Annotated in this window: 13 protein-coding genes; 7 read left to right on the plus strand and 6 right to left on the minus strand. The window is 57.3% G+C overall.

Annotated features, from left to right (window positions below; genetic code table 11):
* Positions 1–48: 48 nt before the first annotated feature.
* Positions 49–927, minus strand: a complete 879-nt coding sequence (gene yghU / locus GOV89_RS15560) for a glutathione-dependent disulfide-bond oxidoreductase (protein WP_171238550.1) — start codon at positions 925–927, stop codon at positions 49–51.
* 236 nt (positions 928–1,163) lie between these two features.
* Between yghU and GOV89_RS15565 the strand changes: the two genes are divergently transcribed.
* Positions 1,164–1,682 (plus strand): YHS domain-containing (seleno)protein, encoded by a 519-nt coding sequence (locus GOV89_RS15565; RefSeq protein WP_171238551.1) that lies wholly within the window; start codon positions 1,164–1,166, stop codon positions 1,680–1,682.
* A 59-nt stretch (positions 1,683–1,741) separates the two neighbouring features.
* Here the strand turns inward: GOV89_RS15565 and GOV89_RS15570 are convergent, their stop codons facing one another.
* Both GOV89_RS15570 and metF read right to left on the minus strand, forming a co-directional pair.
* Positions 1,742–2,407 carry a J domain-containing protein gene (locus tag GOV89_RS15570; RefSeq protein WP_171238552.1) on the minus strand — a complete coding sequence of 222 codons (666 nt, stop codon included), beginning with the start codon at positions 2,405–2,407 and terminating at the stop codon, positions 1,742–1,744.
* Positions 2,408–2,637: 230 nt separating this feature from the next.
* Complete coding sequence (metF, locus tag GOV89_RS15575) at positions 2,638–3,504, minus strand: methylenetetrahydrofolate reductase [NAD(P)H] (protein WP_171176043.1); 867 nt, start codon at positions 3,502–3,504, stop codon at positions 2,638–2,640.
* 94 nt (positions 3,505–3,598) lie between these two features.
* On the opposite strand from metF, the gene GOV89_RS15580 reads away from it, so the two are divergent.
* Together GOV89_RS15580 and GOV89_RS15585 are read left to right on the plus strand one after the other, a co-directional pair.
* On the plus strand, positions 3,599–4,504 hold the full coding sequence (locus GOV89_RS15580) for a LysR family transcriptional regulator (RefSeq protein WP_171238660.1): 906 nt from the start codon (positions 3,599–3,601) through the stop codon (positions 4,502–4,504).
* 98 nt (positions 4,505–4,602) lie between these two features.
* Complete coding sequence (locus GOV89_RS15585) at positions 4,603–5,388, plus strand: inositol monophosphatase family protein (RefSeq protein WP_171238553.1); 786 nt, start codon at positions 4,603–4,605, stop codon at positions 5,386–5,388.
* Positions 5,389–5,401: 13 nt separating this feature from the next.
* Here the strand turns inward: GOV89_RS15585 and GOV89_RS15590 are convergent, their stop codons facing one another.
* Both GOV89_RS15590 and putA read right to left on the minus strand, forming a co-directional pair.
* Positions 5,402–6,145 (minus strand): rhomboid family intramembrane serine protease, encoded by a 744-nt coding sequence (locus GOV89_RS15590; protein ID WP_171238554.1) that lies wholly within the window; start codon positions 6,143–6,145, stop codon positions 5,402–5,404.
* A 42-nt stretch (positions 6,146–6,187) separates the two neighbouring features.
* Positions 6,188–9,586, minus strand: coding sequence for a bifunctional proline dehydrogenase/L-glutamate gamma-semialdehyde dehydrogenase PutA (gene putA, locus GOV89_RS15595; protein ID WP_171238555.1), 3,399 nt, complete (start codon positions 9,584–9,586; stop codon positions 6,188–6,190).
* A 108-nt stretch (positions 9,587–9,694) separates the two neighbouring features.
* On the opposite strand from putA, the gene GOV89_RS15600 reads away from it, so the two are divergent.
* Positions 9,695–10,177, plus strand: coding sequence for an Lrp/AsnC family transcriptional regulator (locus GOV89_RS15600; RefSeq protein WP_171176036.1), 483 nt, complete (start codon positions 9,695–9,697; stop codon positions 10,175–10,177).
* Between the two features lie 30 nt (positions 10,178–10,207).
* Positions 10,208–10,774 carry a hypothetical protein gene (locus GOV89_RS15605; protein WP_253284467.1) on the plus strand — a complete coding sequence of 189 codons (567 nt, stop codon included), beginning with the start codon at positions 10,208–10,210 and terminating at the stop codon, positions 10,772–10,774.
* A gap of 39 nt (positions 10,775–10,813) precedes the next feature.
* On the opposite strand, the gene GOV89_RS15610 is transcribed toward GOV89_RS15605, so the two are convergent.
* Positions 10,814–11,587 (minus strand): FadR/GntR family transcriptional regulator, encoded by a 774-nt coding sequence (locus tag GOV89_RS15610; RefSeq protein WP_171176034.1) that lies wholly within the window; start codon positions 11,585–11,587, stop codon positions 10,814–10,816.
* A gap of 335 nt (positions 11,588–11,922) precedes the next feature.
* On the opposite strand from GOV89_RS15610, the gene GOV89_RS15615 reads away from it, so the two are divergent.
* Both GOV89_RS15615 and GOV89_RS15620 read left to right on the plus strand, forming a co-directional pair.
* Positions 11,923–12,972, plus strand: a complete 1,050-nt coding sequence (locus GOV89_RS15615; protein ID WP_171238556.1) for a TRAP transporter substrate-binding protein — start codon at positions 11,923–11,925, stop codon at positions 12,970–12,972.
* Positions 12,973–13,088: 116 nt separating this feature from the next.
* Positions 13,089–15,152 carry a TRAP transporter large permease subunit gene (locus GOV89_RS15620; protein WP_171238557.1) on the plus strand — a complete coding sequence of 688 codons (2,064 nt, stop codon included), beginning with the start codon at positions 13,089–13,091 and terminating at the stop codon, positions 15,150–15,152.
* The last annotated feature ends 4 nt before the right edge of the window (positions 15,153–15,156 follow it).

The following is a 15,156-nucleotide window of genomic DNA, read 5'->3' on the forward strand; positions in this document are numbered from 1 at the left end:
AAACACGCGGCGCACGTTGCACCGCGTGGTGTTTCGCTTGGAATGCGGTTACTCCGCAGCCGCTTCCAACTTGTCCTGCGTACGGTTTTCGAAATCGCTGGCGTCATGGCGCTCGTGAAGCTGCGTGTGCGGCTCGCCAAAGGCGCGGTTGACCATTCGACCACGCTGAACTGCTGGACGCGCGTCAATCTCTTTGGCCCAACGCATGACGTTCTTGTATGATTCAACATCCAGGAACTCGGCAGAACTGTAGAGGCGACCCAGAACCAGCTGGCCATACCACGGCCAGATCGCCATGTCGGCAATCGTGTACTCGTCTCCAGCGATGAAGGTCTTATCCGCCAATTCCCGATCCAGAACGTCTAGCTGGCGCTTGGTCTCCATCGCGAAACGATTGATCGGGTATTCCCATTTCTCGGGTGCATAGGCGTAGAAATGGCCGAACCCGCCGCCCAGATAGGGCGCGCTGCCCATCTGCCAGAACACCCAATTCATCACTTCGGTCCGCTCAGGGCCGGACGCGGGCAGGAACGCTCCAAATTTTTCGGCCAGATGGAACAGGATCGAGGCGCTTTCGAACACGCGAACAGGCTCTTTGCCCGACCGATCCCAAAGGGCGGGGATTTTTGAGTTCGGGTTGGCATCGACAAAGCCCGAACCAAACTGATCACCCTCACCGATGTTGATCAGCCAGGCGTTGTATTCGGCCCCCTCGTGGCCTAGCGCCAAAAGCTCTTCCAGCATCACAGTGACCTTCACGCCGTTGGGCGTGGCCAGCGAATACAGCTGCAGGGGGTGGCGTCCGACAGGCAGGTCTTTGTCGTGGGTCGCACCGGCAATCGGCCGGTTGATATTGGCGAACTGGCCGCCGCTTTTACTGTCCCAGGTCCAGACCGCTGGGGGGGTGTAGGGGGATTGGTCGCTCATCTCTTGCCTTTCATGCCTATACCATGGCTGTCGTACAGCTAATATTGCAAATCGCCGAGTCCAACCCGGTGCTTCAGGCTTTTTCTGTAACAATCCGCGACCAAACTCTCACGTTTTCCCGTGCGGGGTCACAGGGGCGTTAGGAGGACTACGAACCGCGCGGGAATCGCATATTGTCTTGGCAGACCTGCCATGACGGCTCCACGGACACAGTTGATACGAAAAGGATAGACCACATGAAACACTTTGCATTGACCTTCGCTGCAGCCATGGCCTTGGCGGTACCCGCTTTTGCCGGACCTCAATATGTTGATGGAACCGGTTTTGCGGTTTCGGGCTATGACGTTGTTGCCTATCGCAGCCTGGATCAGGTTTCGATCGGCCAGTCACAGCCAGAAGGTGTGCGCGGAAACGCTGATATAACCGCAGAATACAACGGCGCAACCTGGGCTTTCGCGACTGAAGAAAACCGTGACAAGTTCCTTGAGAACCCGGCCTATTATGCTCCGCAATATGATGGCCACTGCGCTTATGGTGTGTCCAAGGGCGGTAAAGTTCCAGCCAACCCTAACCTGTGGCGCATCGTCGATGACAAGCTTTATCTTAACATCACCGATGTGGTTGTTGGCTTCTGGGAAGAAGATGTGCCGGGCAACATCAACATCGCAGAAGGCAACTGGCCAGGCATCGAATCCTCGGACGCCTCGACCAATGTTATCCCAAAATTCACCTCGGAAGGTCCTGTTACCAACTGATCTGACAACGAGACTTTGAAAAGTTCAAAGCCCGGCTACCTTAGCCGGGCTTTTTGCGATCAACCCGCCAGCCAGAATAGATCCCGGATGTCCTGATCGGCGTCAAACCGGATCTTCACGCTCTTGGCCCCTGGAAATTTGCGTTCACGGATCGTGTCCGGGATCACCACCTCTCCGGCGCCGGTATCCTTGGACTGAAAGCTCAGGATCTCCGCCTCGGTATGTCGCGCACCGCTTAGCACCGTGGTCGGTAGAGCCACCCGATTTGCGCCATGATGCACAGGCGTGGTGACGAAGTAGGTCAAATGCCGACCGTAGCAGCCAACTGCGTCCGGTACATGGTCCGATACGCACGCTTCGGGTATGCCTGGTGTATCATCTTCGCCGTGTCGATGTGACAACACCTGATCGGGACTTAGCATTGCCTTGCAGGCCGAAATTTCTTCCTGCGGAAGTTCAATGATCCGCTTTTTCAAATGGGGACGGCGCGGCTGAGTCGGGCCAGCATTGCCCCCACCTTTTTTTGCCAAACCCTCTTTCCGCAGAAAGTCATAGGCGGCCTTGGCGCGTGAAAACCCAGAACTGTCCCCTTCCCTGTGATCGGGATGCGAATGAAAGGCGATCTGTCGCCACGCCTCTCGGATTTCGCGGGAACTGGCAGATGGGGGTAATCCCAAATCTGCAAGGGCATCGGTGCGCGCACGCACTTTATCTACAGGTTCCATACTCAAAACACTCATTACAAACTACACGCCCCAAGTGTCGCCCTGGACATAGTTTTGTCAAATTTCGGGGTGGATTTGCTGGGGTGCGGATAACAATTGGGATCTTGAGATTCAATTGTCGCGAAAACTGTGAATTTGGTTATGAGAGTGTGAAACAGTTTGCACAAAGTAGGATGAAAATCGCCTGAGTGTGAACGTAACCCGTGCGAATCATTGAAAATTTTGGTATGTTAGGCGACGTTTTCCAGTTCAACCTGCGGCGTAATGCCGAGTGCGAAACATACATCCCGCGTCAGTTCCGGGCGGTTGAGGGTGTAGAAATGCAGCTTATCCACGCCGCCATCGATCAAATCTGAACACAGCTCGGTGCAGATCGCTGTTGCCAGCAAATCTTCACGCCCGTCGCGCACAGCTTTTTCAAAGGCGTTTTCGACCCACACAGGAATATGTGTACCGCAGCGCTTGGCGAAATTGCGGGCACCTGCCCAGTTCTCGATCGGCAGAATGCCGGGCACAATCGGCTTGTCGATGCCCGCTTTGGCGCAGGCGTCACGGAACCGAAAGAAGGTTTCAGCCTCGAAGAAAAACTGCGTCAGAGCTTCATCAGCACCAGCGTCCAGCTTGGCCTTCAGCCAATCCACATCCGCAGCCATATCTGCGGCCTCAGGGTGAGTGTCTGGATAGGCGCCGACGCGAATGCTGAACATCTCGGTTTCGGCCAGGGCTTCGATCAACTCAACCGAATTGGCAAATCCGTCGGGGTGGGGTTCGAATTTGTCCTGACCCTTCGGCGGGTCACCGCGCAGGGCAACAATGTCCTGCACACCGGCGCGCGCAAACGTGTCGGCGATCTCCAATGTTTCCTGCCGTGAGGCATCGACGCAGGTCAGATGTGCAGCGACGTTCAACCCTGACGACTTATGCAAGGTCGAGACCGCGTCGCGTGTAAGTTCACGTGTCGTGCCACCTGCACCATAGGTGACCGAAACAAAGCGAGGGTCCAATGGAGCCAAGGTCTGAACCGTGTCCCAAAGACGAAAAGAGGCTTCCAGAGTTTTGGGCGGAAAGAACTCAAAGGAAATTTCAGGTTTGGACATAACGGCCTCGCTGGATCATCTGAGCCTCTTGTGCCATGGCGGGCAATGTGAGACAAACTCATATTATTCAACAACAACATGAATGCTGTTCGAAATGCACATTGAGTTCCGGCACCTGCGTACTATCAAAGCGATCCATGAATGCGGTGGGCTGGCCCGTGCAGCAGACCAGTTGAACATCACTCAGTCTGCGTTAAGCCATCAGATCAAAGGGTTAGAGGATCAGGCGGGGGTCGAACTGTTTCTGCGCCGCTCGAAACCCATGAAACTGTCGGCCGCCGGGTTGCGCTTGCTTCGCTTGGCTGAACAGATCCTGCCGCAGGTTGAGGCCGCTCAGCATGAATTTTCTTCGCTGAGGGACGGGCGCACCGGGCGGATGCATATCGCAATCGAATGCCACGCCTGTTTCGAATGGCTGTTTCCGGTGCTCGAAGCCTTCAGAAAGTCTTGGGGCGATGTCGATGTGGACATCCGCCCAGGTCTGGCCTTTGACGCGCTTCCGGCCTTGCAAAAGGAAGAGGTAGATCTGGTGGTCTCGTCCGACCCCGAAGACCTGCCGGGTGTCGAGTTTGTGGAGCTGTTTGACTACAACGCTGTCTTTGTGGCGGCTTCAACCCATCCCCTGGCTGAAAAAGAGTATATCGAGGCCGAAGATTTTCGGGGACAAACCCTGATCACCTATCCGGTCGAGCGCACGCGTCTGGATGTGTTCAGCCAGTTGCTGATCCCTGCACGGGTTGAGCCCGCAATAATCCGCCAAGTGGAACTGACCGCCGTAATACTGCTGCTGGTCGCGTCAAACCGGGGGGTTTCGGTCCTGCCGGATTGGGTTGTGCGCGAGGTGAAATATAACTCGGATTACGTGACCCGACCCCTGACAAAAGAAGGGATCACGCGACGCCTGTACGCTGCGATCCGGTCGGAGGATCTTGAGAAACCTTACGTTCAGGAACTGGTGAAACTGGCCCGAGATGAGGCGCGCAAGCTGCAATCCCAGTAACGGCGTTTTCCGGGGGTCTGTTATGCGTATCATTCCTCTTGGCAAGGGCGCATTGCAGCAGTATACGCGCGGTTTGACCGGACAGGAGCCTTTTGACAATGGTTGGCAGTGCAAATCTCAACATCATGATCAAAGCCGCGCGCAAAGCGGGGCGTTCTTTGGTCAAGGATTTCCGTGAAGTCGAGAATTTGCAGGTGTCGATGAAAGGCGCGGGAGACTTCGTCTCAAAGGCCGATATCGCAGCCGAAGCCATCCTGAAAGAAGAGTTGCTGGGCGCGCGTCCAACCTATGGCTGGCTGGCCGAAGAAGGTGGCGCGATTGACGGCGAAGATCCGACCCGCCGCTGGATTGTCGATCCGTTGGATGGCACCACCAACTTCCTGCACGGCCTGCCGCATTGGGCGATCTCAATCGCTCTTGAACACAAGGGCAAGATTGTTGCCGGTGTGATCTATGACGCTGCCAAGGATGAAATGTTCTTTGCTGAGAAGGGCGAGGGTGCATGGATGAACGACACCCGCATTCGCGCGTCGGGCCGTCACCGCATGATCGAGTCGGTCTTCGCGACTGGTCTGCCCTTTGGGGGTCGTTCGGATCTGCCCGCGACCCTGCAAGACCTGGCGCGTTTGATGCCCGCTTGCGCCGGTGTGCGCCGCTGGGGTGCTGCTGCGCTTGATATGGCGTATGTCGCCGCTGGCCGGTACGAAGGTTTCTGGGAACGCCGCCTGAACGCATGGGATCTGGCGGCTGGTATCATCATCGTGAAAGAGGCAGGCGGCTTCGTGCAGGCACTGAACCCCGAAGGCAATGTGCTGGAGGATGGTGAAGTGATTTGCTCGAACGAACCGATCTTTGATCAGTTCGCCAAAGTGATCCGGGGCTGAGCCGCTCTTAACTTTACCGGCGCGGAACACGCGGAATACGTGACCGCGAAAGCTTGTACTTCGCTTCCGGGTGGGGCGGGTGCCCGCGGGTGCGGTCCCAGAACTGCGCGCCTCCACGCCGCAGCCAAAGCGGTATGCACAGGATCAAACCCACGGCAAAGCCTCCGGTATGGGCCCAATAGGCAATACCGCCTTCGTCTGGATTGCTGGTGATGCTGCCAAAGAACTGTATCGCCAGCCAGATCCCCAGCATGATGAAGGCCGGAATGGTGAAGACCCTGAAATAGACGATCAGGATCAGCAGGATATCCACCCGTGCTTTCGGAAACAGCAGCAGATACCCGCCCATCACACCTGCAATCGCGCCCGAGGCGCCGACGGTCGGCACCTGAGAGTCCGGCCCAGTGATGATGTGAATGAGGCCAGCGCCAATCCCAGCTGCCAGATAGAACAGAAGGAAGGGCAGGTGGCCCATCTCGTCTTCCAGGTTGTCTCCGAAGATCCATAAGAACAGCATGTTTCCCGCCAGATGCATCCAGCCGCCGTGCAGGAACATGGATGTTACTAGGGTTTCCAACCCAAACCCATCGCTGACGCGCGCTGGGATGATGGCGTAGTCATAAAACAGCCTGCTGATCTTCGGCCCTTCATCCATGATCCCCACATAGCTGAGAAAGATCAGGATGTTGGCGGCCATCAGGGCATATACAACGTAAGGCGTGCGCCCCGAAGGGTTATGGTCACGGATCGGAAACATGATGAGACGCTGGGCTTTTGCGCGCCCAGCGTCAATGCAAGCTTATGCCGCACCTCCCAACAACGCAGCGTTTCCGCCCGCAGCTGTCGTGTCGACGCAGACATGACGTTCGCCCAGAACCCGCGCACGGTCGGGCTTGCCGGGGATCAGCGGCAGAATTGGGCCGTCGCGGCGCGCCAGATGCTGCTCGATCTGCCGGGCTGTTTCGTCATCCCCCCACCACAACACGCCTGAGATGTCGGTCAGGTTTTCCAACCGGTGCAGGTCCAGCATCCCGATCGCTTTAATGACCGTACCGCCAAGCGCCTGAACAGCCTCGGCCTGCGCACGCGCGGCGGCCTCTCCAGGGCCCATACACAGCAAGGGTGAGCGTGGGTATTCGCTCAGGCGGTTTGATTCACCTGTGGGACCGGGCAAGGATTGAGTTTTGACCGGCACAGGCTGCCCTTGAGGGGCGGGCAAATCGGCTACAGCACCCCAGGTATCCGCCGTATTTTGACGATCCGGCGCGCAGAAGCGGGCCATGTAGTTCGGCCCACCCGCCTTGGGGCCGGTGCCCGAAAGCCCTTCGCCCCCAAAGGGCTGAGAGCCAACGATGGCGCCGATCTGGTTGCGGTTCACATAGATGTTGCCCGCATGGATCGCCTCGGTCACATGCTGCACCCGGTCGTCGATGCGCGTGTGCAGTCCAAAGGTCAGCCCGTATCCAGTGGCGTTTATTTCGGCGATGACCTTGTCGATCTCCTGCGCCTTGAATCGGGCCACGTGCAGCACAGGACCGAAAATCTCGCGTTCCAGCGCGGCAATACCAGAAACCTCGATCAGGGTAGGGGCAACAAAAGTGCCTTCGGGCGGCAGCGGAAGCTCTTTCAGAACCCGCCCTTTGCTGCGCGCTTTGGCCACGTGATCAGCTATGCCTTGCCGGGCCTGTTCGTCGATGACCGGGCCGCAATCGGTTGAGATCAGCCAAGGATCTCCAATGCTCAGCGCGTCCATTGCCCCTTTGAGCATTGTCAGCACGTCTTCGGCGATGTCTTCCTGCAGATACAGACACCGCAGGGCTGAACAACGCTGACCCGCCGACTGAAAGGCGCTTTCGATGATTGATTGTACTGCTTGTTCGGGCAGGGCCGTGCTGTCGATGATCATGGCGTTCAAGCCGCCAGTTTCCGCGATCAGCGGCGTACCGGGGCGCATGTTCCCGGCCATCGCGGCCCTGATCTTTAGCGCGGTGGCTGTCGACCCGGTAAAGGCCACACCCGAAATGCGTTCATCCGACGTCAGCGCCGTGCCTACAGCAGGTCCACCGGGCAGCAATTGCAGTGCGTCGCGCGGTACGCCCGCCTCGTGCATCAATTGAATGGCGCGATGTGCAACCAAAGGCGTCTGAGGCGCAGGTTTGGCCAACACTGCATTTCCGGTGGCCAGCGCCGCTGCGATCTGCCCTGAGAAAATGGCCAGAGGGAAGTTCCACGGGCTGATACAGGTGAAAATACCCGCAGGCTTGGCCGCAGGAATGTTGGCCGCGTAATACCGTAGGAAGTCCACCGCCTCGCGCAGTTCCGCCACAGCGTCAGGCAGGGATTTCCCGGCTTCGCGAGCAAGAAGGGCGAAAAGCTCGCCATAGTTCGCTTCATAAAGATCGGCAGCAGCGTTAAGAACGCGCGAACGCTCAGCAGCCGGTGCGTCCCAGGGGTTGGCCGAGGCCAGGGCCAACTCTGCATCCGCAGCGCTGGCTGGCGCAACGGAACCGGGCCGGTCCTGCGGGTTGGCCGGGTTGGTAACAGGTTCTTCGGCCTCTGGTTTGGCCTTGTCGGCCAATAGAGGTTGAGCAAACCAGTGATAGGCCCGGAACCCATCCCGCGCCGCCTCGATCCGATCCAGAGTGGGCGTGTGGTGCAGATCAAACCCTTTGGAATTAGGGCGTTCTGGTTGAAACAGCTCGGGTCCTGTCGGCAGGGCGGGCGGCGGCGTCTGTACAGTGACAAACGGATCTGCGGCGACCTCTTCCGGGGGCACGTTTTCATCGACGATCTGGTTGACGAAAGACGAGTTTGCTCCGTTTTCCAACAGGCGTCGCACTAGATATGCCAGCAGGTCACGATGCGCCCCGACCGGCGCATAAATCCGGCACCGGGTGTTCTGTTTGTTCATCACGATCTGATGCAAAGTTTCGCCCATGCCATGCAGGCGCTGGAACTCATAAGGTTGATCGTCGGCCATATGCAGGATGGCGCTGACCGTATGGGCGTTGTGGGTGGCAAATTGCGGGTAGATCCGGTCGGTCATGTTCAGCAGTTTGCGGGCATTGGCGATGTACGAGACATCGGTTGCTGCCTTGTGGGTGAACACTGGAAACCCATCCACGCCTTCGACTTGCGCGCGTTTGATCTCGGTGTCCCAATAGGCCCCTTTGACCAGGCGCACCATCAGCTTGCGGTCGTGGCGCTGCGCCATGTCGTACAGCGTATCCAGAACCAGCCCGGCGCGCGGTCCGTAAGCCTGCACCACGATACCGAACCCGTGCCACCCGGCGAGGGCCGGATCAGACATGACCGCTTCGATAACCTGCAGCGATAGCGACAGGCGGTCTGCCTCTTCTGCATCGACGTTCAGACCCATGCCGGCGGCTTTGGCCAGCAATGCCAGAGCCCGCAGTCGCGGGACCAACTCGTCCATGACCCTCTGTTCTTGCGCCAGCTCATAGCGAGGATGCAGGGCGGACAGCTTGACCGAGATACCTGGATTGGCACGGATGTCGTCATGGGTGCAAGCATCGGCAATGGCCGAAATAGCGCGGGAGTATGACAGGTGATAGCGCGCTGCGTCCGCCTCAGTCCGCGCGGCTTCGCCCAGCATATCGTAGGAGTAGGTATAGCCCTTTCCCTCCATTCCACGGGCGCGATCCATCGCGGATTGAATGGATTCACCCAGAACGAATTGCCGTCCCATTTCCTTCATCGCTCGGGCCACGGCGGTTCGGATCACTGGCTCACCCAGTCGTTTTATGGCCCCTCGCAATGCCCCGACCGGAGAGGCTTTGCCCTCGTCCAGAACCTTACCGGTCAGCATCAGCGCCCACGTGGACGCGTTCACCAGCGATGACGAGGATTTTCCCAGATGTTTGCCCCAGTCGGACGGAGCGATCTTGTCATCGATCAACGCGTCGATAGTGTCAGCATCCGGCACGCGCAGCAACGCTTCGGCCAAACACATCAATGCGATGCCTTCATCAGTAGACAGGCCGTATTCGGCCAGAAACACTTCCATCAACCCCGGCGAAGTGCTGGAGCGGATGTCGCGAACCAACTGCGCCGCGGCGGCGCAGATTGTGACACGATCTGCATCCGTCAGGTCTGCTTGAGTGATCAGGGTATCAAGGACAGCCGATTGATCGGCATAGGTTGGCGTGTCGATAAGTGTGCGCAGGCTGTGTGACATGAGTCCTCCGGTCTTTGCGCTAATATAGGGTGGAAAATACAGGACAATGGCCCAAAATTTATGTATCCGAAGGCAAGTGTTCTGATTTTGTGGAAATAGGCAGTGCAAATGGACTTTCCTGATCTGGATCGGTTCGATCGGTCGATTCTGAAAATTTTGGCTGAAGACGGTCGTGCTTCGGTCGCCGATCTGGCGCGCGAGATCGGCTTGTCGAAATCCCCGACACAGGCGCGGCTCAAGCGGTTGGAGGCGAGCGGAGTGATTAAGGGGTATCGGGCAATGCTGGATCCGATCCGCCTTGGGCTGGATCACGTGGCTTTTGTCGAAGTGCGCATGACGGACACGCGCGAAAAGGCGCTGGCCGAGTTCAATGCCGCTGTCCGTAAGATCGCCGAAGTCGAGCAGGCGCATATGATTGCATCGAATTTCGATTATCTTCTAAAAGTTCGCACCGCCACGATGTCCGAGTACCGTCGTGTCTTGGCCGAGAAAATCTCATCCCTGCCGCATGTTGCCAGCACGTCAACTTTTGTGGCGATGGAGGCTGTTAAAGAAACCGGTATGCTTGGCGGGTTTGAACAACAGGCTTGACGGAACAGGATTTCAACCCACCCTAGGGGCATGAAACGAGTATTCGCTGCCACGAGTCTTATGATCGCCTTTCCGCTTTTGGCGCTCGCTGAAACATGCCCTATGTCTCCGGATCATACGGAAGGGGTTGAGGCGCTCATTAAGCAGGTTCAAAAGGCAGAGTCGCAAAGCGACGCGCGTGCCATCTCGGATCAGATGTGGGTGCTTTGGACGGATGCACCGGATTCTCGATCACAAACCTTGTTGGATCGGGGGATGGCACGACGAGAAGCTTGGGATTTGCTGGGCGCCTTGGACGACTTCAACCAACTTGTCGACTATTGTCCGACCTACGCTGAAGGTTACAATCAGCGAGCTTTTGTAAACTACCTCAGGCAGGATTTTGGTGCGGCTTTGCAAGACTTGAACGTCGCAATTGAATTGTCGCCAAACCACATTGGGGCACTCAGCGGGCGTGCTTTGTCTTTGCTGGGTTTGAAGCGCCAGGAGGACGCGCGCGCTGCACTGTCTGAGGCTCTTGATCTCAATCCCTGGCTGTCAGAGCGGGCGTTGATAGAGCCGGGTGGTCTGTTGGAACCGCCTGGAAAGGACATCTGACAATAGGGCCTTGGTATCCGAATAGCCGGTGGGCACGCATTAACGTGATAGTATTCGCCGCTTTTCAGCCATGGCCTCACGTCGTCTCTGTTCAATTCCCAGTTTGAAAGACTTTTCGACAAAGTCGATGTGTTCGGTTGCCGCTTTTTCGGCTCGTTCTTCATCACCGTCGATCACCGCGCGACCCAATTCTAGATGCTGCTGCAGCAGCTTTTCCCCCGTTCCGTCAATCGTGCGCAGGAAATCACGATTGTAGAAAACGCCTTTACGGGTGAGTTCGTAGATCGACGCCATCATATGGATGAGGGTTGCGTTCTGACTGGCATCGACAATCGCTGAGTGAAGCGCAAAGTCTGCCTCTTGCGAGGCTTTGGCGTCTTGCTCCTGCCACGCACGCTCATTTTCGTCTAGGATTTCGGCGATCCGCTCCTTGTCCGCCTTGGTTGCCCGACGTGCAGCAAGGCGGGCCGCGAAGCCTTCCTGCTCGCGGCGGTATTCCAGATAATCAAAAAAAGCAGGCTCGTGCCGTTCATACAGTGCAAGAAGAGCAGGCATCATGGCCTGTCCGGTCAGGGCTGCCACGAACGTGCCTTCGCCGTGCTGCGTGGCAACCAGACCGCGTTCTTCCAGCACCTGAAGCGCCTCGCGTAGCTTTGGGCGCGATACGCGCAACATTTCGGCAAGATCGCGTTCCGAAGGCAGTTTCCGGCCCTGTTTCAGGATGCCCGAGGCGATCAGATCTTCGACTTGTGCAACCACAGCCTCGGCCAACGATTCGTGTCCAACCGGTTCAAAAATTGCCTTGGTGTTCATGATGCACTGCCCTGTTTGAAGCTGGAAATCCGCAGCAACTGGTAAACAAACATAACCGTATCCGCGCGAAACTCAAGCTTCTGAGCGTTCTTACAAGTAGCTAGGTACTTTGTTGTTCGTGAAAGGTTTTTGGGATTTGTCCTATTTTTTAGCAGATCTCAAAAGTTGTTCTTTAGGCCGCGTCTAACGTCGCAGGGATTTTTGGGAATCAACCAATGGTAAATAAAATTGTTGACTGGCTAACTATGGTAAAGTTAGTTTACCACCGGAGCGGCGCTGGAAGAGCCTGCGCAAATGATCGGGCTGAAACCCCGACCAACCCTGGAGGAGAATTCATGAAGAAGACCCTGACGAGCTTGGCCGTGGCGGCCAGCATTATGGCCGCGCCTGCGGTTGCCGCAGACAAACTGCTGTTGAAAACGCCGATTGCGTTCTCGACCGAATTGCCGGGCTTGGGCTCGCCGATCCCGCGTGTTGCCGAACAGCTTGACGTGATGTCGGGCGGCACGCTGAAGATGAAAGTGTACGAGCCGGGCAAGCTGGTTCCGCCGTTCGAAATTTTGGACGCGGTATCCACTGGAAAGATCAACTCGGGCTACACCACAGCCGGATATTGGGCCGGTAAAATCCCGGCTGCGCCGCTGTTTTCGGCTGTGCCTTTTGGCCCCGAAGCGGGTGAATACATGGCGTGGCTCTACTACGGCAACGGCATGACTCTGTATCAGGAAATGTATGATCAGGCCGGTTACAACGTAAAAGTTCTGCCTTGCGCAATCATCGCACCCGAAACCTCGGGTTGGTTCGCAACCGAGATCAACTCGCCCGAAGACCTGAACGGTCTGAAGATGCGTTTCTTTGGTCTGGGCGGCAAAGTTATGCAGAAGTTGGGTGTTGCAACGTCGCTGCTGCCGGGTGGTGAGATATTCCCCGCGCTGGAAAAAGGCGCGATTGACGCGACTGAATTTTCGATGCCCGCCATTGATGCGCGCCTGGGCTTCCATAAACTGGTCAAGTTCAACTATTTCCCCGGCTGGCACCAGCAGGCGACTGTGTTCGAACTGCTGATCAACAAAGACGTCTGGAATGAAACCAGCGACCAGCACAAGGCAATCATTGAAAGCGCCTGTAAGGCGTCGATGGCGGACAGCTTTGCCGAAGGTGAAGCGATCCAGCATGCCGCGCTGATCGACAACGTTGAAAACAACGGTGTCACCATCAAGCAGTGGTCGCCCGTGATGCTGGATACCTTCCGCGCCACCTGGGACGAAGTTGCCGCTGAAGAAGCCGCAAACGATGCCTTTTTTGCACAAGTCCTGGCCGACATGAACGAATTCCGCGACGGCTACAACCTGTGGAAGACCAACGCGTTCCTCCCACGTCAGTAAACTCTCCCTAACTGACGTTACCGGGGCGGCGGAATCCGCCGCTCCGAACTCTCCCAAAAACGGAATTTCTAACCTTTCACTGCCCCGCACGCCGGGGTGCTGAGCGAGGAATGACCATGGCCAACGAACTATATACAAATGATCCGGTCGAAGCCTATGAAGGCATTCTGGAGCATCCCGAAACAGACCGCCAGAAAATTGCCGTCGCTATCGACACGGGCGTCAAAGCGGTAGGCCATGTGGTCATGTGGGCGAATATCCTGCTGATGGCTGCGATCTTCAGCCAGGTTTCGCTGCGCTACCTGTTCAGCCAGAACTATCCCAAGCTGGACGAGATCCAGTGGCATTTCTACGGCATTGTCACGATGATCGGCATTTCCTATGCCTTGATCACAGACAGCCATGTCCGCGTTGACGTCCTGCATATGCAGCTGTCACGCCGCGCGCAGCGGATCATCGAAGTGATCGGTATCCTGACCCTGCTGACACCGTTCATCTATTTGATGGTCGACCAGGGGTACGACTATTTCTACGAAAGCTTCCGCGTCAATGAACGCTCGGACAGCCCAACTGGTCTGCCTGCGCGCTGGGCGTTTAAGGCGGTCATTCCGATCAGTTTCATCCTGCTCGCCCTGGCTGCACTCGCACGGTTGATCCACGATGGGCACGCGCTGCTTTATGGACCGGCCTCGGAACGTGAAGGCGCGCCACTGCGTCGTATTCTGCTGGTTCTGGCCGTGTTCGCCGCTGTTTGCGTGGGCTTGACCTTCCTTGTCGAAACGACCGAGGAAAAGCTGGTCATCGCGATGTTCCTGACCTTCATCGCGCTGCTGTTCACCGGCTATCCGGTGGCGTGGGTGCTGGCCGGTGTCGGCGTGGCCTATTGCGGTCTGGCTTACCTGTTCGACAACGATCTGATGCTGTGGACGGGGCTGGAGAGCACCTTTACCGGGCTCGATTACCTGACCCTCGGTGCGGTCGTGAACCGCGTTTATGCCACCATGTCCAACGCGGTTCTGGTCGCCCTGCCGATGTTCATCTTCATGGGCCTGATGCTGGACGAATCCGGTGTGGCCGAGCGTCTGATGTCCTCGATGCAGCGCCTGTTCGGTACCGTGCGTGGAGGTTTGGCGATCACCGTGACTCTGATTGGGATCATTCTGGCGGCCTCTACAGGCATTATCGGAGCCTCGGTGGTTCTGCTGGGCGTACTGTCGTTGCCGTCGATGATGCAGCAAAAATATCAGCCAGCGCTGGCCGCCGGTGTCGTCTCGGCTTCTGGTACGCTGGGTATCCTGATCCCACCCTCGATCATGCTGGTGATCATGGCCGACCAGATGGCCTTGTCTGTCGGCGATCTGTTCATGGCGGCTGTTTTCCCCGGTGTCATCATCGGTGGACTGTACCTGACCTATATCTTCCTACTTGCCTTGATCAAACGTGACGCAGCCCCTGTGCCCGAGGGCGCAAAAGCCCCCGACTGGGCCGCTGTCAAAGACGTGCTGATCGCCGTCATCCCAACGCTGATGCTGATCCTCGCCGTGCTAGGTTCGATCTTTGCGGGTCTGACCACGCCGACCGAAGCCTCGGGCATCGGTGCGCTGGGTGCGACGCTGCTGGCACTGGGCTATCGCAAGCTGACCTTTGCGAAACTGTGGAACGTGCTGGTGTCGACCTTCAACACCACTGCGTACATCTTCGCGATCTTCCTTGGGGCGACCGTATTCTCTTACGTCTTGCGTGAATTGGGCGGGGACGAGCTGATCGAGCATGTGGTGCAATCCACCGGTTTCGGAGCCAACGGCACAATCCTTTTCATCCTGTTCATCGTCTTCTTGCTGGGCTTCGTTTTGGACTGGATCGAGATCACGCTGATCGTGTTGCCTCTGATGCGGCCCATCGTGAACGGGTTGGGCATCGACATCCCCGGCTTTGGCGTTCTGGATGAACCCGCGCTGGTGTGGTTCGTGATCCTGGTGGCGGTGACGCTGCAAACCAGCTTCCTGACGCCGCCTGTGGGCTTCGCCCTGTTCTATCTGAAAGGCGTTTGCCCGCCCGAGATAAAGCTGACCCACATTTACAAAGGCATCATCCCCTTCGTGTTGTTGCAGTTGACCGGCCTGGCGTTAGTCTTCCTATGGCCGACACTAGCCACCTGGCTGCCCTCGGTCGCCTACTAAGGAG

Origin of the sequence: Ruegeria sp. HKCCA5763, from assembly GCF_013034545.1 — a bacterium.
Taxonomy (GTDB): Bacteria; Pseudomonadota; Alphaproteobacteria; order Rhodobacterales; family Rhodobacteraceae; genus Ruegeria.